18 protein-coding genes are annotated in these 18982 nt (G+C 51.0%); 11 read left to right on the top strand and 7 right to left on the bottom strand.

Annotation, left to right across the window (positions count from 1 at the left end; all coding sequences use genetic code 11):
* The first annotated feature begins 69 nt into the window (after positions 1-69).
* A complete protein-coding gene (locus tag LKX83_RS14685) occupies positions 70-1194 on the top strand; it encodes an ABC transporter permease (protein ID WP_227883028.1) in 1125 nt (374 codons plus the stop codon).
* Complete coding sequence (locus tag LKX83_RS14680; RefSeq protein WP_227883027.1) at positions 1191-1883, top strand: ABC transporter ATP-binding protein; 693 nt, start codon at positions 1191-1193, stop codon at positions 1881-1883. The genes LKX83_RS14685 and LKX83_RS14680 overlap by 4 nt, the downstream gene beginning before the upstream one ends.
* Before the next feature lie 112 nt (positions 1884-1995).
* Here LKX83_RS14680 and LKX83_RS34370 read toward each other — a convergent pair whose 3' ends face one another.
* The 5 genes from LKX83_RS34370 to LKX83_RS14655 form a co-directional block, all read right to left on the bottom strand.
* Positions 1996-2451 carry an inositol monophosphatase family protein gene (locus tag LKX83_RS34370; RefSeq protein ID WP_227883086.1) on the bottom strand — a complete coding sequence of 152 codons (456 nt, stop codon included), beginning with the start codon at positions 2449-2451 and terminating at the stop codon, positions 1996-1998.
* 91 nt (positions 2452-2542) lie between these two features.
* Positions 2543-2758 (bottom strand): KTSC domain-containing protein, encoded by a 216-nt coding sequence (locus LKX83_RS14670; RefSeq protein ID WP_227883026.1) that lies wholly within the window; start codon positions 2756-2758, stop codon positions 2543-2545.
* 12 nt (positions 2759-2770) lie between these two features.
* Positions 2771-4570 carry an ATP-binding protein gene (locus tag LKX83_RS14665; RefSeq protein WP_227883025.1) on the bottom strand — a complete coding sequence of 600 codons (1800 nt, stop codon included), beginning with the start codon at positions 4568-4570 and terminating at the stop codon, positions 2771-2773.
* Positions 4560-5747, bottom strand: a complete 1188-nt coding sequence (locus LKX83_RS14660) for an SIR2 family NAD-dependent protein deacylase (RefSeq protein WP_227883024.1) — start codon at positions 5745-5747, stop codon at positions 4560-4562. Before LKX83_RS14660 ends, LKX83_RS14665 begins: the two co-directional genes overlap by 11 nt.
* A 358-nt stretch (positions 5748-6105) precedes the next feature.
* Positions 6106-6885 (bottom strand): Fic family protein, encoded by a 780-nt coding sequence (locus LKX83_RS14655; RefSeq protein ID WP_227883023.1) that lies wholly within the window; start codon positions 6883-6885, stop codon positions 6106-6108.
* A 163-nt stretch (positions 6886-7048) separates the two neighbouring features.
* Between LKX83_RS14655 and LKX83_RS14650 the strand changes: the two genes are divergently transcribed.
* Positions 7049-7216 (top strand): hypothetical protein, encoded by a 168-nt coding sequence (locus tag LKX83_RS14650; protein WP_227883022.1) that lies wholly within the window; start codon positions 7049-7051, stop codon positions 7214-7216.
* A 58-nt stretch (positions 7217-7274) separates the two neighbouring features.
* Here the strand turns inward: LKX83_RS14650 and LKX83_RS14645 are convergent, their stop codons facing one another.
* Positions 7275-9068 (bottom strand): SgrR family transcriptional regulator, encoded by a 1794-nt coding sequence (locus LKX83_RS14645; RefSeq protein ID WP_227883021.1) that lies wholly within the window; start codon positions 9066-9068, stop codon positions 7275-7277.
* A 102-nt stretch (positions 9069-9170) separates the two neighbouring features.
* Between LKX83_RS14645 and LKX83_RS14640 the strand changes: the two genes are divergently transcribed.
* The 8 genes from LKX83_RS14640 to LKX83_RS14605 all read left to right on the top strand — a co-directional run bounded on the left by LKX83_RS14640 (position 9171) and on the right by LKX83_RS14605 (position 17348).
* Complete coding sequence (locus LKX83_RS14640) at positions 9171-10160, top strand: aldo/keto reductase (RefSeq protein ID WP_227883020.1); 990 nt, start codon at positions 9171-9173, stop codon at positions 10158-10160.
* A 257-nt stretch (positions 10161-10417) separates the two neighbouring features.
* The gene (locus LKX83_RS14635) at positions 10418-11521 is read left to right on the top strand and encodes an ABC transporter substrate-binding protein (protein ID WP_227883019.1); all 1104 of its coding nucleotides are present in this window, start codon (positions 10418-10420) and stop codon (positions 11519-11521) included.
* Positions 11522-11694: 173 nt separating this feature from the next.
* Complete coding sequence (locus tag LKX83_RS14630) at positions 11695-12507, top strand: ABC transporter permease (protein WP_227883085.1); 813 nt, start codon at positions 11695-11697, stop codon at positions 12505-12507.
* Positions 12504-13310, top strand: a complete 807-nt coding sequence (locus tag LKX83_RS14625; protein WP_227883018.1) for an ABC transporter permease — start codon at positions 12504-12506, stop codon at positions 13308-13310. The genes LKX83_RS14630 and LKX83_RS14625 overlap by 4 nt, the downstream gene beginning before the upstream one ends.
* Positions 13307-14350: an ABC transporter ATP-binding protein gene (locus LKX83_RS14620; protein ID WP_227883017.1), complete on the top strand. Its 1044-nt coding sequence runs from the start codon at positions 13307-13309 to the stop codon at positions 14348-14350. Before LKX83_RS14625 ends, LKX83_RS14620 begins: the two co-directional genes overlap by 4 nt.
* A gap of 5 nt (positions 14351-14355) precedes the next feature.
* Entirely contained in the window at positions 14356-15141 is a 786-nt protein-coding gene (locus LKX83_RS14615; protein ID WP_227883016.1) for a DeoR/GlpR family DNA-binding transcription regulator, read from the top strand.
* Between the two features lie 32 nt (positions 15142-15173).
* Positions 15174-15998 (top strand): alkaline phosphatase family protein, encoded by an 825-nt coding sequence (locus LKX83_RS14610; protein ID WP_227883015.1) that lies wholly within the window; start codon positions 15174-15176, stop codon positions 15996-15998.
* Between the two features lie 588 nt (positions 15999-16586).
* Complete coding sequence (locus LKX83_RS14605; RefSeq protein ID WP_227883014.1) at positions 16587-17348, top strand: hypothetical protein; 762 nt, start codon at positions 16587-16589, stop codon at positions 17346-17348.
* Between the two features lie 126 nt (positions 17349-17474).
* Here LKX83_RS14605 and LKX83_RS14600 read toward each other — a convergent pair whose 3' ends face one another.
* Entirely contained in the window at positions 17475-18971 is a 1497-nt protein-coding gene (locus LKX83_RS14600; RefSeq protein WP_227883013.1) for a hypothetical protein, read from the bottom strand.
* Between the last annotated feature and the right edge of the window lie 11 nt (positions 18972-18982).

Raw genomic sequence — 18982 nt, 5'->3', positions numbered from 1 at the left:
TAATGGACCATTCACGCGCCGTTCATATTCGCTTCCTAAACTTAAGCTATCTAGAGGGAGGGAAGCACCGTGTATCTGGCCATACGAGAGATGAAGTTCGCCAAAGTCCGTTATTCGCTGATCGCCATCATTATGCTGCTGGTTGCCTTTTTGGTCCTGTTTGTCACGGGGCTGGCGCGGGGTCTTGCTTATGACAATGCAGCATCGATTCAGAATATGAGCGCTACGCACTTCATTATGGAGAAGGAATCGAATCATCGCTTTACCCGTTCTCAACTCGGAGAGGGTGATCTGGCACAGGCCGGTTCCATAACAGGGGAAAAGAATGCGCAGCCGCTTGGCGTCAAAATGACTACTGTGACGACCAAAGGGACTGCCCACAAGCTAGATGTTACGCTGCTCGCGGTTAGACCGGAGGGCTGGCTGATGCCTTCCGTAACCGAAGGAACCGCAATAACTTCCCAGAGTGAAGGACAAGCGGTCGTCGACGACCAATTGAAGGATTCGGGCATTGAGATCGGTTCCGAGATTCTCGATCAAGCTTCGGGGATGAAGTGGATCGTCAGCGGATTCGTGAGTCATGAATCGTTCAGTCACTCACCCGCGGTGTTTCTAAATGAGCGAGACTGGCAGCAGCTTCAACAGTCAGCGGCAAGGCAGGGAGCAGACGGAACGGCAACCGACAAATCCTACAGCGCGATCGCCGTAAAGGCGAATAAGGAACAGGCCGAGCAAATGGCTTCCGCACTGCCAGACGCCGAAGTCGTTACGAAATCGGAGGCCGTCTCGGCCATACCGGGTTATAAGGAAGAGCAGGGCTCGCTCCTTATGATGATTGTCTTCTTGTTTGTCATTTCTGCGTTTGTCCTGGCCGTGTTCTTCTATGTCATCACGATCCAGAAAAGCAGTCAATTCGGTATTTTGAAAGCCATCGGCGCGCGCACGGCCTATCTTGTACGAAGCGTCGCCCTGCAAGTGCTGCTATTATCGTTAGGCAGTCTGGTCGTGAGCGTGCTCCTCGTCCAAGCGATCGAAGCGGTTCTGCCGAACGGGATGCCGTTCAAGCTAGATGTTGCTACGCTGGCGGGGACATGTGGCGCATTTGTCGGGATGTCGCTCATCGGATCGTTGCTTTCGGTTTGGAAAGTAACCAGAATAGACGCATTGGATGCGATCGGGAGGACGGCGGCATGAGACATCGACTTCGACTGGAGAATATTAAGCGTACCTTCGAAGATGGCGGCATGCAACGGACGATTCTGGATAACCTAAACCTGCAAGTATCGGAAGGCGAATTGGTTGCCGTTATGGGGCCATCCGGTTCCGGGAAAAGCACGTTCCTTTCGATCGCGGGCGCTCTCCTTGAACCAACGAGCGGCGACGTGCTGCTCGATGGGGAATCGATATCCGGCAAAAACAAGAAAGAACTGACGGACATTCGTCTTCGTCAACTTGGTTTTATTTTTCAAAGCGCCAATCTGATCCCTTACCTGAAGGTGGAAGATCAGCTTGTGCTTGTCGCCAAGTTGGGCGGCATGAACAAATCGACGGCGGTCAGACGTGCGAGGGAGCTTCTGAACAAGCTGGGTTTGACCCCTCGCCTCAACGCTTATCCGGATAAACTATCGGGGGGCGAACGCCAGCGCGTAGCTATCGCCAGAGCGCTCATGAACGATCCGGCGGTGCTGCTGGCCGACGAGCCGACGGCGAGCCTGGATGCCTCGCGGGGAACGGACGTTGTGCGCATGCTTGCCGGAGAAGCGAAAGAGAGGGGCAAGAGCGCTGTCATGGTCACGCACGACGAACGCATTCTGTCGCTGTGCGACCGCGTTCTGTATTTGGAGGACGGACGTTTGGTCGAAAAACAATTGGCACTGCGCTAAATTTGCGGCTTATCCATCATAACCACCTCAAGTAAACAAGGACCTCAGATTCCGCATGGTTGTAGAATCTGAGGTCCTTAACGTTAGGTGTATAAGATTGACTTGGATATATTTAGTATCTCCTGATGAAGTTCTTCACTGGCCGCAAGTATACAACTACCTGACTGATAGGTATGAAGAGACAAGTCATCTTACCGCTTGCTTCTTCGACTAACAATTTGCCTGCCGCAAAATCCCACGGTTTCTGAAGCGAACTAAAATAGGCATTGAATCGACCGCAAGCCAAGTAAGCCAGTTCCAGGGAGCCGCATCCAATCATACGGATACCTCTTGACTCATTAGCCACTTGATGTACAAACCTTTCAAAACCAAGATTTTTTTCGTTTTGATCATATCGAATGTACGTAGAAATTAATGAATTCGTTAAAGCCACTGTAGATTTCATCAAAAGTCGATTATCGTTTAAGTATGCACCTGAACCTTTCTCGGCCCAAAAGAGTTCATCCGTGGAAGGATTATAAACGGCCCCGCAGATCCCTTGCCCATTCTGGTATAAATTGAGAACAATCTGGTATTCTGTTTTTTTACGAGGTGCAAGAGCAAAAGATCGACATTCAGAAAACGGGGCACACTTTCAAAAAATTTGCACCGCACTATTGCTATCCTACCCTGCTTTCAGGGTATGTGCCTTTAATACTAGCATGATAATACTTGCCGACTGAAGGGGCAGAGTTCATTTCAAACCAAATATATTCTGGCACATCATAGTATTGCCAGACATGTCCATTTGACTTGAATTCTACTTCTAATACAGCTTTAGATTCATCATAGCCGATGCTTGTTATCATTGATGACTCGACATATTTTCTATCCATAAAAAAGCCTCCCTATAATTTTTGTTCTCTAATTTTGGTTACTACTTTTTGATAACACTGAAGGTCTTCCGCAAATTCGATTTTCCATTTTTCCACCAACTTAGGATCTGCACTATCAGGTCTAGGATTTTGTAATGGAAGCCGAATCCTTGAAGGAATTTTAATAGCTTCCCCTACAACGATAGCTTCTCCAATTCTTAAAGATGGCAATAAATCGATTAAACTATTCATGTTATCGGGCGCTAAAGATTTTACAATCGACTGATCTGATGAGTTAGTAAGTCTAAGAGCTATAAATGTTCCGACTTGTGCCAATACGGTTTCAGAAATTTCCGAAGGACGTTGTGAGATTACAAGTGCACCCAATCCAAATTTTCGGCCTTCTTTAAAGATTTTTTCTACAGCAACCTTAGCATAGTTGGTTGCATCGTTCTTGCCCAAATATGAATGTGCCTCATCGTAGGCAAGAAACAGTGGTCTATTCTTACCTGTACGAATCTCGTTTCGCCCCCAAAACATACTATCGTAGACAAAACGTGTTATTAAGCCAACTGCTATGTCCAGTACTTCAAAAGGGACATTACTCAAATCTAGAATTGTTAGCCTTTGATGATTGCCAATCCAGTCATTAAGTAGGTTATGCAAATCCTTTGGAGAATCTGCGTCCTTGTAATCACCTGGATGGAACATGAAGTTATACCTGCTGTCTCTCAGTCTGCTAAGCAGCTTTTTTTCATAGGAGTAGTACTCGTTATGTTGGCTTTTATATGGAGGCGTACTTGCAGCAGTATCCAAATGAGAATGGAATTTTGCTCCCTGAAGATTTTCATGGTCTCCAGTATCTTTAGTTAATTGACCTTCCAGTGTTTTGAGATATTTCTCGGAATCCTCTTTAGTTTGCTCATCCTTTTTAGTTGAAGAAAAACTTGCATTTAACCACCAATTCATTTCGTGCCATAGCTTTCTGGAGTTAAATGGTATTGGCGAATCGGCAGTAATATAGTCTTGATTAACGTCCCCAGCTTTCAAATGACAATTTTCTTTTTTAAACTGGACAACCAGTTCTCTTAGTAGTCTGTACTCAGGCCTCTGATCATCTGTGGGTTTTGCTCCTACAAGAAAATGAGCTAATTCATCAAAATTCATAAGCCAAAATGGAATATATAATGGGTTAACTTGATCATTGATTTTGAAAACTTTGGCTTCAGGGAAAGCCGATGCATATTCTCCATGAGGGTCTATGAGAACCATTCTTGAGTTTGAATAATCATTTATAATTCTTTTAATTATCCCCACAGTTGTATTTGATTTTCCACTGCCTGTTGAACCCAGTATTGCTGCATGTCGGAGCACAAGCTTATGTACATCAATGAATACATCTAAATTATCCGATGACGAATGCTTTCCAATAGGAGTGGAACCCATGCTTCCTTTTCTATATATGTCCACCAAATCAGATTCTGTTACAATATGTACTTCATCATTTATAGTTGGATAAAGACCAATTCCTTTTTCAAAATCTCCATTCCCTATCTTTTCTCCAACTAAGTTAACGGTTAGAAATCGTGACCCGATTGCTTGCTTTAATTCACTGTCGTTAAGTTTACTGGGAGTATTACTTACGCTAGAAACAATTCCATATGATACTACATTGCCAATTGGCATTTTTACAAAAGTGCCTATTTGACCGATTTTGTATACCTTTCCTTCAATGATTGGGCTAGTAGATGGTATGTTGTCACTAATTTCTACTTCTACAATACTTGAATCCACTCGTATAATTTTTCCTAGAAAGGTAATGTCATTTTCCATGCACAGCCTCCTCTATGCTCTTTTTCTTCCCTGAATTAGCAATAAGAAAAGCTGATAATTTTTTGAAATCACCGAGTATGAACCTATCTTCCCCTTTATTCCAATATAAATTACTTTCGCTGGCGTTTCCTATGCTATCATCATATTTCCATTGATATAGCTTACCATTAGTAATCATTTTCTGAGGACCCATTACACAAAGGTTTAAATGTGTTATAGCATTTGGTTCCATAAAATCAACCTGTTCATCTGAAAAGCACATGCAAATTGCATATAGTCGAGGATTCTGCCTTAGGCCATTGAAAATAATCTCATTGATATGTTGATCTGAAAATGAATAGCCAGAAAATATAATGAGACGTTCCCCCTGTAATAAATAGTTTTTTAATCTATCAAAATATGCAATAAAAGGTTGTTTACGGGATAAATTATATTTTTCTTTTGAAGGATAAACAACAAGTTCATTTTCCGGTTCATCTACTTTTCCATTTCGGACAATTTTAAAGCTGTCAGATAAACTGTCTTTTCTAAACTCCCAGTTTAAGGAACCATGAATTTTCCACAATCTTATCCAGTTGAAAGTCGAGTCATTGTTACTTGCGCTCTTCTCAATGCTTTCTGGCCAAAAGAAAGGCTCATAAGAACCTACAAAGCCATCAAAATATGGAATTCGATTATCCTCCATAGCTTTTTCTAATAACAAATCATAGTTTGTAGTAAAGATTTCCTTGACATTGCTTCTATTTGTTATGTCGAGCCATGCAAAAAACTTTCTCAATTCAGTAATATCTGCCGCCCTTTCTTTAGCCTGAATGACATCGAAAATTTTTTTGCATATTTGTTCATCCAACAATTGAGCAACTCTTCCATTTACTCCATCGTATTCTCTATCTTCTCTTTCTCCGGTTATTTCTCTTATTTGTCGAACATAGTTTAATATATCTTCTACGCTGATATTAGTTCGCGTGTGTAAGTCTGATAAGCTGTATTTAAGGTTCAGGAAATGTGGCTTAAGGCTGCTATTAAGCATGCTTTCAACATCTTCTGTTAATTTGTATATGTTGGGCAAGCCAAAGGCACATGAACTTCCTGCTCCGAAAAAGAAACCGATATTTTTTGAGTACGACAATAATTTTTTAAATTCATCCATCTCTTGGACTACATTGATTTGGTTCATGCGTCTACTCCTTATCGGATTTGATGGCTGTACATTCACATTCTAAAATTCTACATTTTTCGAAAATGTTCCCCATTTATTATACATTGTTATCCAAAATATTCCTACAATCGAAGTGATAAAAATGAAGATGTTCATTAAGCGAATTTTGTGAATCTTGTGTAATTTTAAAAAGGTATTAGGGGCAAAGCCCTAACAAGCGAATATGGCTATCCATATTCAGTGCTTGCTACAAGATGAGACATTTGTCTCGTGTTGTTCTTCAAGGTCATTCGCAGGTCAGGAAAATAACCCAATCCTGCACCAAATAAAAAGCCTGCTGCCAAATTCGGGCCACAGGCTTGTATACATTTTCGCTTTATCGTGATTGCTCCGATTCACGACGTATTTCCGGCTCGAAGTCGATACCGCTGATCGCATGTTCGTACAAATACAGCTTGATCTCACTCATATCGTTCGAGGTATAGTAGGCAGATAATAATTCGTTAAATCGCTCCATATTTTTCTCTGTAATGGTCAGCATACCATGCCCATTCTCGACAAGAAGCTTGTTCGTGAGTAGAAGGGAGGTACGCTTGTTTCCGTCCCAAAACATTTGCCGCCGCGCTCCCCACAGAAATGCCGTAATGGCTTTCTCCGTTATGGTCATATCTGCCGCCAGCAAGTCCGCCAATTCCTGTTCGATCTCGCTCTGCAACGGAAGCGGGGGCACATAATTCGTGCCTGAAATCCCGAATTGCCCGGCTCTTAAAACGCCCCATTCCAGCGCTTCATTTCTCGCGACGTATTCATTGAGCTTGCAAATGAGGGAAAGCGTAATCGGCTCATCTATCGCTTTTACCAAATAGTGCCAGGCATCTCTCATATTAAGGACGGCTTGTATGTCCTCCAGTGTGACACCGGGAACATTGACGCCATTCAGTATCGTTTGGGTTTGCGGAAAGGTAATATTCCGGTTTTCCATCTTCATTCCGCAGTATATATTTTCGTCCCATTTCTTCTTGGCCAGAAACAAACTCTGTTGTTTGGTCAGTGCATATTTGTCTGAAAATGGTTTCATTTCGTATCCCACCTTCCTGTTGTCATTATATCCGGATTTGAAAGCGAAATCACCTTTCATCTGCACTCGCCATGCCAAAAGGGAAACTCCTATATTTCTTGTGTTGTTATTCTTCTTCAACCTGCCGACATACAGCCGAAATTGTCCAGCGAATCTTTCGATTAGCTGTAGAAGGACACAGCCCCTTCAAAATTGGCAGCTTGCTTCGGATCGATCACGTCATGGGAGGGCGGCCACGCAAGTGGAAAGCGCCTTTGCAGAGATGGTTGCTGCGATGAGTCAAATCCAGCATAAGAAGCAATGGGGAACCGCAATCAAAGAACGGGACAAACTGACCAAGCGCGAAAGTGAACTGCAAACCATTCAACGGAAGCTTTATGAAGACAAGCATTCCGTGAATAAACCATAGAAACATTAGCCGACGGCCGTTTTCCGGCTGTCGGCTTTTGCGTATGGGTCCATTCCTTTTACGTTCCGGTTTGCGCCGGCATCTCTTTCTTGATCCATAATTTCGAGAAGTCGATCCAGCCGAAAGAATCGAGCGTTACCCCATGCAGCGCCGGATGATACTGCGTGATCTTGTTCATATGGTAGCCGAACAAGACCCAGTCCTCGTCCCGCATCCTCCGTTCGATTTGGTCCAGGATCCGGGCCCGCGGCTCCGGCGAGGATAGCCTTGCGAGGCTGCGAACGGATTCGTCCAGCCACGCGTGCTGTTCGCGATCCAAAAAGCGGCGGATAAAGCACGCTTCGTCCTGAAACAAACGAAGATATCCCCACTCCGTATCCTCTTCCAACGATTCGCAGATGACCAGCATGTCGGCCTCTTGATCCGCATCGGTCGAATAGTAGTCGGTCAAGTGGACGGGATGGAGGGACAGGCGCAGCCCGACGGCTTCGCCGCGATCCCGTATCCACCGGGCATCGTCATGAAATTCTTTTTTGTTCCAATAATAGAGCTTCAGCTCTTCTCCGGCATATCCGCTTTCTTGCAGCAGCGCCCTTGCCTCATGCAGCGTTGTTTTCCCCACACCCGTTTGCTTGCTGTTCCCGGGTAAAAAGCTGACGGCAGGAGCAATGCGAATGCCTTTCAAATCTTCGATCATCGCGACGCGATCGAATACAAGCCTCATCGCCTTGCGGAACGAACGATGGCGTTGGATACCTTCTTTTCGAAAGTTGAAAACGACAAACTGGCAGCCGTCCATGACAGATTCGATTTCGCCGCTGTTGCCGTGACCATCCAGCTTGGCGGGGTGCGCATCGGGAAGCTGATACAGATCCTTTTCCATGTGCACCGGCATGAACCACAATTCGACCCGATCCAGAAAGGGTCTCTCCCGGAAGTAATCTTCATTAGCTTCGAGAACCAGAACCCGCTCCGTGAATTCGGCTATGCGAAACAGTCCCGTGCCGATCAAGCCTCTTTCCGAAAAGGCCACGTCATGAGGGAGGATGGACATATAGAATGAGCTGAAAAAATGAAGAAACAATCGATTGGGCTGCAGCAAATAAAAGGAGATCGCAAAATCGGAAACGATCTCGACGCGTTCAATCTCTTCATATTGCCAACGCGACGGAGAGTTCACGTCTCTCAGCCGCTGCACCGTATGCAGGACGTCCTTGGAAGTCAGCGTTCGACCGTGATGAAAGCGGACCCCTTTTCTCAAATAAAAGGTCCACTTGCTGCCGTCCTCGTTGCTTTCCCAAGCTTGGGCAAGCGACGGAAGGTGGGTCTTCTTCCGAGGGTCGAAAATCGTCAACGTATCGCAGATGCGCTGAAGAAGAAAGGCTTCCGTCGAGGTGGATACGAAAGCGGGATCGAGGCAAGCGGACGCGCAGCCCATCGTAACCCGGAGGGTGTCCGCCGTGGCGGCGTCCGACCGTACCCGTTGAAAACCGAATCGATCCTCGAGCAGATGGCGAAGCTTGTTGCGTTGAGGCAGGGGCAGGTTCGGATGATAGAACAGATCCATGGCTTCATTTAACTTGTTTTTGGCCAGCAGATCGTGAAAGTACGCGTCCGTCATTTCGTCCAGATCCCGAAGGAGGGTCATCCGCGACGGATTTCCACGGCCTAACCCGGCTTGCCACGCGATCCATCCTTCTTCCTCCAGCTTGCGGATAATCAGCTTGACGTTGCGGGGCGTACAGAAGAGCACGTTCGCCAAATCCTCGATCGTTACCGTTACGACTTCGCCTTTTCCTTGCTTCGCCGGGAGCGACAGCAAGATGCTTAGATAATGTTCGACGGTCCTCATCGCTTATCCGCTCCCTTTCCAAAAAGGTGAAGTTTCGGCCTCCATCTTACTCTTTTTTCATGGCCCGTACAAGCTACAATGAGACTACCGAGGAGGGGGACCATGAAAAACCGGAAATTGGGAAGCAGCGGGCTTTTGGTGTCCGAATTGGCTTTGGGTACGATGATGTTCGGCGATCCGACGAGCGAAGAGGAATCGATTCGAATGGTGCATCATTTTCTGGATGCAGGCGGTAACTTCGTCGATACGGCCGATTACTACGGCGAATCCGAGCAGATTGTCGGAAAGGCGATTCAAGGGCGCAGATCGGAGGTCGTCCTGGCGACGAAGGTGGGACTGGCGGTCGGTTCGCATCCGAATGACAGAGGCAGCTCCAGGAAGCATATCATGGACGGCATCGAGGCCAGCCTTCGCCGGTTGAACACCGATTACATCGATTTGTATCAGCTGCATTCGTGGGACCAGGTGACGCCGATCGAAGAGACGCTCCGGACGCTTGACGATCTGGTCGCGTCCGGCAAAGTCAGATATATAGGCTGTAGCAATTATCTGGCTTGGCAATTGATGAAATCGCTGGCGTTCAGCGATGCGAAGGACTACGTCCGCTTTGTCTCCATCCAACAGCAGTACAGCCTGGTGAGCCGGGAGATGGATCGCGAGCATCTATCGTTGTGCTTGGAGGAGAAGGTGGGCATCCTCCCTTGGGGGCCGCTTGGAGGCGGCTTGTTGACCGGGAAATACAAGACCCAAGACAAGCCGGAAGACGGCCGATTCTCTTGGGGTTTGTCAGGAGAATTCGATGTGAACGCCAAATTTACGCCGAAAAATTTTGAAATCGTAGATGCGGTGAACGAGATTTCCCGCGAAACGGAAAAAACGCCTTCCCAAGTGGCTTTGAATTGGCTGTTGGGGAAGGAAGGGATCACTTCCCCGATTATCGGCGCCACTTCCATCTCCCAATTGGAACAAAATATGGGGGCGGTCGGTTGGTCGCTCTCGCCGGAGCAATGGGAACGTTTGGACAGGGTAAGCAGCCTGCCCAGCGAATATCCGGCCCGCATGCAAGAGAGATTCAAACGCCCTGAATCGTAAGCGAGAAGAGGCGGCGGGACACTGCCTGAATCCTGGACGTCATCGATACCGCTCAAACGGAGCCGCGCGTGTTCGCGGGCTCCGTTTTTCTTTTGGATGGCGTTCGAAAAATGTACAGGATCGGCCTATTTTTAACACAATGTCCTATCGGCTTTGATGCTGCGAAAATAGTCAACACCTAAAGTTTAAGAGGGGAGCAACCAACAAGAGTCATGCAGAAACCCACAACAGATCACATGGGGAGGACAAGAGATTTCATGAAACCGGGTAGGAAAAAGGGATGGATCGTCGCGCTGACGCTCTCGATGGCCATGGTATTGGGTGCTTGCGGCTCGAACAAAGGGACTGATGCAGGCGGCAACGGCGCGGGCGACGCGGTTTCGCTTGCCGACATCGAAGCGAAGGCCAAAGAGGAAGGCACAGTCGTCAGCGTCGGCATGCCGGACGAGTGGGCGAACTGGAAAGGCACCTGGAACGACATTCAGACGAAATATGCGATTACGCATTCCGATACCGATATGTCCAGCGCCGAAGAAATCGCCAAATTCGACGCCGAGAAGAAGAAGCCTACCGCCGACATCGGCGACGTCGGCATCGCATTCGGCAACGTGGCGATCGATAAAGGCGTTACCCAGCCGTACAAGCCATCCCATTGGGATGAAGTGCCGGATTGGGCGAAGGACAAGGACGGCCACTGGGTGGTCGGCTACCAAGGCACGATTTCTTTCCTGACGAACAAGAATCTGGTCCAGAATCCTCCGAAAAGCTGGGAAGACCTGAAGAACGGGGATTACAAAATCGTCGTGGGCGACGTCACGAAGGCCGCTCAGGCGCAAATGGCGGTGCTGGCTGCCGCGATCGCGTTCGGCGGCGACGAGAAAAACATCGAACCGGGCATCGCGTTCTTCGAAGACCTGGCCAAGAAGGGCCGTCTGTCCAACGCGGACGCGAAAGTCGCCAACATCGAGAAAGACGAAGTGCCGGTTACGCTGCTGTGGGACTTCAACGCGCTGAGCTACCGCGACCAGATCAACAAAGACCAATTCGAAGTGGCCGTTCCGCAGGAAGGCAGCGTCGTCAGCGGCTATGCGACGATCATCAACAAGTACGCGCCGCACCCGAACGCGGCCAAGCTGACGCGCGAATACATTTTCAGCGACGAAGGCCAAATCAATCTCGCGAAAGGCTATGCCCGTCCGATCCGCGACAGCGTGAAGCTGCCGGACGACGTCGCCGCCAAGCTGCTTCCGAAGGAAGAATACAAGAATGCGAAGCCGGTCGGCGACTATCAAGTATGGGACGAGATTTCCAAGTCGCTTCCGCAGCAATGGCAGGACCGCATTCTCGTCCACATGAACTGATTCGCCGGGATCAACCGAATATCGAATGAAGTGCCAACAGCGCCTTCGTCCCCGCGGCGAAGGCGCTCCTTACGATCAACGCGATGGAGAGTGAACACGTGAAAAGCAAGGAAAAATCGCGGCGGAAGCGCCGCAACCGATGGGTGTTCATCGGCCTCGTCCCGTTCGCGATCATGGTGCTCGCCTTTCAGCTGGCTCCCGTTTTGTCGATGATCACGGGGAGCTTTCGGCCGGACGTCGGCTCCGGCTTCACTTTGCACAACTATTACACGGCTCTGCACAGTCCCTTTTATCTGAAAGCGATCAAGAACAGCCTGCTGATCTCCGCCTATTCCAGTCTGATCGGAATCGTCGTCGGGCTCGTCTGCGCCTATTCCGTTAGCCGTTTTTCGCCGGCCATTCGCGATCGGCTGCTCATGCTGTCCAATATGACTTCGAACTTTGCCGGCGTTCCGCTTGCCTTCGCCTATATCATCCTGCTCGGCGCCAACGGCGTGTTTACGCTTCTGTTCCGTCATTGGGGCTGGAGCGCGTTCGCCGATTTTAATCTATACAGCTGGTCGGGGCTGATCCTCGTCTATGTTTACTTTCAGATTCCGCTATCGATGCTGCTGCTGTATCCGGCTTACTACGGCATTCGCGAGCAGTGGAAGGAGGCCGCGTCGCTGCTCGGGGCGAGCTCCTGGCAGTTCTGGCGTACGGTCGGCCTGCCGATCCTCGCGCCGTCCGTTTTCGGGACGCTCGGCATCCTGTTCGCCAATGCCATGGGGGCTTATGCGACGGCCTATGCGCTGGTAGGCGGCAACTACAATCTGCTCGTCATCCGAATCGGCTCTCTCGTGGCGGGCGACGTGACGAACCAGCCGAACCTCGGAAGCGCGCTGGCGGTGCTGCTCGCCGTATCGACGCTGATTGCCGTATTCCTGAACCATTGGATGACGAAGCGCTCCGCGAAATATTTGACGTCCGGGGAGGGAGTCGGATGACGGAAAAACCGAGAGCCGGCTGGGGCCATGTTTCGCTCCAGGTGTTGCTGCTCGTCTACTTGCTGCTGCCGCTCGCGGCCACCGGCTTGTACGCGTTCGCGAAAAATTGGCAAAACACCGTGCTGCCCAAGCAGTGGACGCTCGAGTGGTTCAACGCCATGTTTACGGATATGCGATTTTTCACCGCCCTCTGGAATTCGTTTTATCTATGCGCGATTAGCGTGGCGCTCAGCCTTGTCGTCATGCTGCCCGCCGTATTCGTGCTGACGGTTTACTTCCCGAAGTGGGAATCGTTCATGAAAGGCATCGTCGTGCTGCCCTACGCCGTACCGGGCGTCGTAGCGGCGGTCGGCCTGATCCGGACGTATTCCTCCGGGCCGATCGAGATCGCGGGCACCGCCTACATTCTGATCGGCGCCTACTTCGTCGCCGTCCTCCCTTATATGTATCAGGGGATTCGCAACAGCATGCTGACCGTTTCCGCGCCGGAGCTGATGCAAGCCGCCGAGCTTCTCGGAGCCAAGCCGATCAAAGCTTTTTTGACCGTCGTGTTTCCGAATATTTTGCCCGGGGTCATGATCTCGACGCTGCTTTCCTTCTCGGTGCTGTTCGGCGAGTTCGTGCTGACCAACATGCTGGTCGGCGCCCACATCCCGACGATTCAAGTGTATTTGTACCAGCGTTCCGGAGAAAGCGGTCATCTGTCCAGCGCGATCGGAATCACCTACTTTGTCTTTATTCTTCTGTTATCCATGGTATTGTTGAAGTTAGGCAGACGTTTGAATAGGGGGACCCGGCCATGAGCGCCTATCTCGACTTGCGCCATATCAGCAAAACGTACGCGCAGACGCGCGTACTCGACGACGTAAACTTGCAGGCGGCCGAAGGGGAGCTCGTCACGCTGCTGGGTCCATCCGGCTGCGGCAAAAGCACGCTGCTTCGCTGCATCGCCGGACTTGCCGATTTGGACGGCGGGACCATCACGTTGCGGCAAAAGGATTTGACCAAGCTGCCGCCGCGCGCGCGCGAAGTCGGAATGGTGTTCCAATCGTACGCGCTTTTCCCGAATATGACGGCGGGCGAGAACATCGAGTACGGCCTGCGAATGAGCGGCCGATCCAAAGGGGAGAGAGCGAAGCGGGCGGAGGCGCTGCTCGCCTTGGTTGATCTGGAAGCGAAGCGCGACGCTTACCCGCACCAGCTCTCCGGCGGGCAGCAGCAGCGGATCGCGCTGGCCCGCTCGCTCGCGGTCGAACCCAAGCTGCTGCTGCTGGACGAGCCGCTCAGCGCATTGGACGCGCAAATCCGCAAAAACCTGCGGACGGAAATTCGGGACATTCAAAAGCGTCTGAACATGACGACGCTGTTCGTGACGCATGACCAAGAAGAGGCGCTCACGATGTCCGACCGGGTCTGCATTATGAATCGCGGCAAAATCGTGCAGCAGGGCGACCCCGAAACGATCTATACGAGGCCCGAGACCGAGTTCGTCGCCCGGTTCATGGGCAGCTACAACGTGCTGAGCCGCCGGGACGCGCAGCAACTGTTCGGTCGGATCGACGGATCGGCCGACAGCTTCGCGCTGCGTCCCGAGTCCGTCAAGCTGCTGGAAGCCGACGATGACCGCATCGACGGAAATCCCGAGCGCAAAGTGGTGGACGGCACCGTTCACGCCGTCTCTATTCTCGGAACGATCGTGCGGTACGCGATCGACGTGTCCGGCGTCCGGTTGACTGTTGATCGGCTGAACGACGGAAAGTTCATCGGCATGAACGCGGGAAGGAGCGTCCGTCTCTCGGTAGACCCCGCGCAATTGCTGTCTTTGGAACGGGAAGGGGCTTAAAGCGGATGTCGATATCGTCCGAGGAGCGGAAGCGGATCATTTCGGAGCAGCTCAAAATGTTCGGGCGGGTCAAGGTGCCCGACTTGTCGGTTCAATGTTCGGTGTCCGAGGAAACGATCCGTCGGGATCTCGTCCTGCTCGAGCGGGAAGGGGTGGCCAGGCGCGTCTACGGCGGCGCGGTGCAGGTGAAGCCCGAAGGCTTCGAGCCGCCCTACTTGCAGCGGCAGCAATTTAACGCCGAAGCCAAGGAGAAGATCGGCCGGGCGGCGGCCGGGCTGATCGCGTCCGGCGACACGATCGCCATCGACGTCGGCACGACGGCGTTGCAGCTGGCCCAGTCGATCGTCGGGCGCGAGCGGCTTACGGTGCTGACCAACTCGATCGCGGTCGCTTATTACTTGATGGAATCGATCAATTCGGGGAAGTTCTCCGGCAAGATCATCGTCATCGGCGGAGAATTGAATCCGGAGCAGCAATCGTTGTCCGGCACCGCCGGAGAGCGGATGCTGTCGCAGTTTCGCGTGGACAAGGCGTTTATTTCGATCGGCGGCATTTCGCTCGCGAGAGGCATTAGCGACTTCGATCTGAGCGAGGCGGAGATGTCGCGCCGCTTCATCGAAGCGGCGGATCAAGCGATCGTGCTGACGGACGATTCGAAGCTCGGCAAGGAGACGTTCGCGGAGATCGCGCCGCTCAAACAGCTTCATACGATCGTCTGCAACGTCGCGCTGCCCAAGGAATGGGCGTCCGCCATGAAGGCGCATTCGATTCGCTGGGTAGAAGCTGAATAAGTAATAAACGCCAAAAGGAGGAACCGGGTACCATGGCAAATGCTCAATCGCAAAAAGTCGTGATGGTCGTTCTTGACGGTCTCAGGTACGATGCGGCCCGCCGCTACTTGGGGTTCATGGAACATCTCGTGGAGCATGGAAACGCCGTCTGCCGGCAGGTTCGGTCCGAGCTGCCGAGCTTGTCCCGCCCGCTGTACGAAGTGCTGCTGACCGGCACGCCCGCCTATCGCAACGGGATTACGGCCAATTCGATCGTCCGCCAAAGCCGGGAGCGCAGCCTTTTTCACCTGGCGTCGGAGGCGGGACTGACGACGGCGGCCGCCGCTTACCACTGGGTCAGCGAGCTGTACAACGCGGCGCCGTTCCATCCGCTGACCGACCGTCATCAGCACGATCCCGCACGACCGATCCAGCACGGCATGTTCTATTTCGAGGATCACTATCCGGACAGCCATCTGTTCGCCGACGCCGAGCATCTGCGCAGGGCGCACGATCCCGACTTTCTATACATTCATTCGATGAACATCGACGACGACGGCCACAAGTTTGGCGGAGAGAGCAAGGAATACGCCGGCGCCGTGCGGATCGCCGACAGTATTTTGGCGATGCTGGTCCCGCAATGGCTGAGCGAAGGCTATCTGGTCGTTGTGACCGCCGATCACGGCATGAGCGCCGAAGGGCAGCACGGGGGAACGGATGCGGCGGAAAGGCTGGTGCCCTTCTATCTGCTGGGCCGGGCGGCCGAGTTGCTTCAACGAGCGGAGGAGGATTCGCCGATCCCGCAGCTGCAAGTCATGCCCTACATGTGCAGCCTGTTGGGACTGGCTGCGCCGGTATCGGTTGGTGCCGGTTGGTAAAGGTAAGGAGAAAAATCTAATGGTTGTGAGCGACGCTATTTTGGGCAAAAATGGGGTTTACAACATGTAACGATTGCCAGCGAGCTTATTTCCCGTTTTTCGTGGGCAGAGGGGCTGTTTCGTCCAAATAAGCGCGCATGCAACCGTTTAGAAAAGAAACTTCCGTTTTTTGGGCCGAATAAGCGCTATGAAAACCGTTAGCAATGTTCCAAAGCGGGAGTGATTGGGTGGAATTAAGGTTCCCATACTACGAAATTTATCGCAAAGATGGGCAACTTCCCTATAAAACTATTTATACCTATGATCCAATTGCAAATGGAAAGGATGTATACTCTCTTTTCCCTCCGTACGACTTTTCACCACATGGAACCGTTTAGTTAATGATACTAATTCGGTGTAGCTGTGTTTGCTTAAAAGCAAACACAGCTACACTTTATTTAACTTTGAACACGCGCTCCGCTAAATAGGCCGGATCAGAAAGACAGGCGTCAGCCTTTGCAAACACAGGTTCTACAAAAATTAGAACTACTCTGCAGATGAATTTACAGTTACCTTTGAAGATAAGAAGGAATTAAGGAGGAGACATCATTGTTGACAAAATGGTGTCAGGTTGCTGCCTATTCGGCTTCAAAAGTTGCGGCTGCAGGGCTTGTTTTTTTGGGTTTCTTGGTTGTAGCGGGGGGATTTGAACTTTATCAGATGTCCGAGCTAACCCGGCAACTCCCGCTGTGGGGTTATATTTACGGCTATGCCGTACTGTTCTCTGTCTTAGTGGACGCGGTGCTCTACATGTGCAAAATAAACTTCTCCAAAACGATGCTTATCATCCTGCTTTATGTGGTAGGAGGGTATGTCCCTTTTCTGGTCTGGTCTTCAGGCCAATGGATCTTTAGTCTATTTGCCGGTGCCTATGGAGTAGCCTGCGCACTTGCGTTTCTTGCTTCGGCCCATCTGTTTCGAAGGTGGTGGCCCTACAGCGCAGCTGCAGCGATACTGCTGCTTGCCGGGGCCGTCTACATTTCTACGGCTGATTTCACAGTGACTAAACATTGGATGGGGACACGCACGGCCGATGGCTATCACGCAGAATTTACTTATTTTAATGGGAAAAAAGAGATTCCTGTTGATCTCGGAATGGATCAAACGTTGTCTTATCACATCGACTGGCAGATCACCAGCGGCGGATATGGCACTTACTTGGATGCGGAGGGCGGGACGTACACGAACGTTATGCGGGGGGGCGAAGTTTGGGTCGTATATCGGGTGAAGAAGCCATCCACAGTAAGAATCGTCGTCACCGGCGATCGGACACAGGGCGCGTTGACAATCAAGTGGCAGATAACCGGATGAGGAAGGATGGTTTCATCCCCTGCCTACTGAAAAATGAGGAGAAGAGGCACAATAATCAAATCAAGCCCTTCACATCTCTGAAGGGCTTGATTTTGTTATATCCGATGCTCCCATTGTCCTCAAGCTTTAAGGAAGCAACGTGATCGAAGGCATAGACCCGTTTGCGGCAGGCAGCCGATCCGTCGCGGAATCGTTCTTGATGTAGCCGATCCGTATCGTGGCGCCCGGCGAAATGCCCAGCGTCGACAGCGGCACCTTGAGTTCGACGACGGATGTATTCTTGCTGAATTCCAAATTCGTCCCGGTAGTAGCGAGCGTTCGGACGGCCGTCCAGTTCCAACCCGCACCCGCGTTGCGATAAACGACGTTGTTCTCGATTAAGAAATCGGCGCCGTTGGCCGCCCAGCCGCTAGCGCTGTAGCCGGTCCCCGTATGATTGTCGGCGTCGATGAAAAATTGTCCTTTGACATTAAGACCGCTCCCTTGGACGAGGAGCTTCAAATCGGCGGCATCGTTGGTCGCTTTTAAAATTTGGACGGCGGTGCCGCCGGATGCGAGCGTGCTTATGCCGGTCCAATCCGAAGCGCTGCCGTCAATGGTAATGGAAGGATAGGTGCTTCCGCCTCCGCCGGCCGAGAATGAACCGGTGCCCGCGGACGATCCGTTGCCGGTTACTTGGATGGTACCGGTGTTGGAGGTGCGAGTATTTACGTTCGAATTGTTCTGATGGACGGGATCTCCCGTGAAGGAAGTGCCGTAGCCGGTGCTAAGATTGTAGTAGTAATAGAGGGTATTGTTGCTTGCGGAATACCAGAGATCCGTCCATTGGAACGGGAATCCGTACATGGCGGCCGCCCACCACGCCATTTTATACTTATCCGTCGTATTGTCGGCGGAGGAGGCTCCGCCTGCGGCGTTGGTCGCCAAGGCCGCCGTAATCACGCCTTTCGTGCGGTAATAATTCAGGGCTTTGTCCGCTTTGGCAGACCAGGCGGAAACGGATTGATAGGCATTGCCGGAGACGAGCCAGCTTTCGGCCAAATAATAATCTCCCGACACCGTATTCGGCGGATTGTTCGCGCCGGTCTCGCTCGAGTTGCCCAGGGCATCGTCGATGTTCCAGGCGTTCATAAACGCTTTTAAGCCGACGCCGTGAATGTAGCTCAGCATCGTATTCTGCCTGTCGCGCGTTACGCCGTAGTCGAAGCCGTAATCGTCCAGAAAGATCCCGTAAGCGCCCATGCTTTTCCATTCATCGACATAGGACTTCATGGTCTCGATGCTTAGGTTTTGCGTGCTGACGCCCAGGTCCACGTAACCGAACACTTTTTTTCCGTTGGCTTTGAGCGAGGTCATGATCGTCTTGGCGTTGGCGTTGTCTCCATGAGACGGATGTTCGATGCCGTCTCCGAACACGATCAGGTCGAATGAGTTGAACGTGTTTGTCGCGGTCGTCAGATTGCCTGCGGCTCCGTTCACCAGGGACGGCCAGCCATAATAAATGGCCAAGTGCGGCAAGGGGGAGATGGGGTCGGCAGCGGATGCTTTGGGGGACACGCTTCCAAATAGAATCGACAACAGAAATGCAACTGCCAAACCGGATCCGAACCATTTCTTCTTCATTCGCGATCAGC

Source organism: Cohnella baijiui, assembly GCF_020731285.1.
In the GTDB taxonomy this organism is placed as follows: Bacteria; Bacillota; Bacilli; order Paenibacillales; family Paenibacillaceae; genus Cohnella.
The sequence above is the reverse complement of the archived record's forward strand: the minus strand, read 5'-3'. Positions and strand labels throughout refer to the sequence as shown.

Excerpts from the sequence above, each read along its gene's own strand:
- LKX83_RS14680 (WP_227883027.1), top strand. The coding sequence starts at position 1,191 with ATGAGACATCGACTTCGACTGGAGAATATTAAGCGTACCTTCGAAGAT.
- LKX83_RS14660 (WP_227883024.1), bottom strand. The coding sequence starts at position 5,747 with ATGAACCAAATCAATGTAGTCCAAGAGATGGATGAATTTAAAAAATTA.
- LKX83_RS14630 (WP_227883085.1), top strand. The coding sequence starts at position 11,695 with ATGGTGCTCGCCTTTCAGCTGGCTCCCGTTTTGTCGATGATCACGGGG.
- LKX83_RS14620 (WP_227883017.1), top strand. The coding sequence starts at position 13,307 with ATGAGCGCCTATCTCGACTTGCGCCATATCAGCAAAACGTACGCGCAG.
- LKX83_RS14645 (WP_227883021.1), bottom strand. The coding sequence starts at position 9,068 with ATGAGGACCGTCGAACATTATCTAAGCATCTTGCTGTCGCTCCCGGCG.
- LKX83_RS14625 (WP_227883018.1), top strand. The coding sequence starts at position 12,504 with ATGACGGAAAAACCGAGAGCCGGCTGGGGCCATGTTTCGCTCCAGGTG.
- LKX83_RS14610 (WP_227883015.1), top strand. The coding sequence starts at position 15,174 with ATGGCAAATGCTCAATCGCAAAAAGTCGTGATGGTCGTTCTTGACGGT.
- LKX83_RS14670 (WP_227883026.1), bottom strand. The coding sequence starts at position 2,758 with ATGGATAGAAAATATGTCGAGTCATCAATGATAACAAGCATCGGCTAT.
- LKX83_RS14640 (WP_227883020.1), top strand. The coding sequence starts at position 9,171 with ATGAAAAACCGGAAATTGGGAAGCAGCGGGCTTTTGGTGTCCGAATTG.
- LKX83_RS14665 (WP_227883025.1), bottom strand. The coding sequence starts at position 4,570 with ATGGAAAATGACATTACCTTTCTAGGAAAAATTATACGAGTGGATTCA.
- LKX83_RS14600 (WP_227883013.1), bottom strand. The coding sequence starts at position 18,971 with ATGAAGAAGAAATGGTTCGGATCCGGTTTGGCAGTTGCATTTCTGTTG.
- LKX83_RS14635 (WP_227883019.1), top strand. The coding sequence starts at position 10,418 with ATGAAACCGGGTAGGAAAAAGGGATGGATCGTCGCGCTGACGCTCTCG.
- LKX83_RS14615 (WP_227883016.1), top strand. The coding sequence starts at position 14,356 with ATGTCGATATCGTCCGAGGAGCGGAAGCGGATCATTTCGGAGCAGCTC.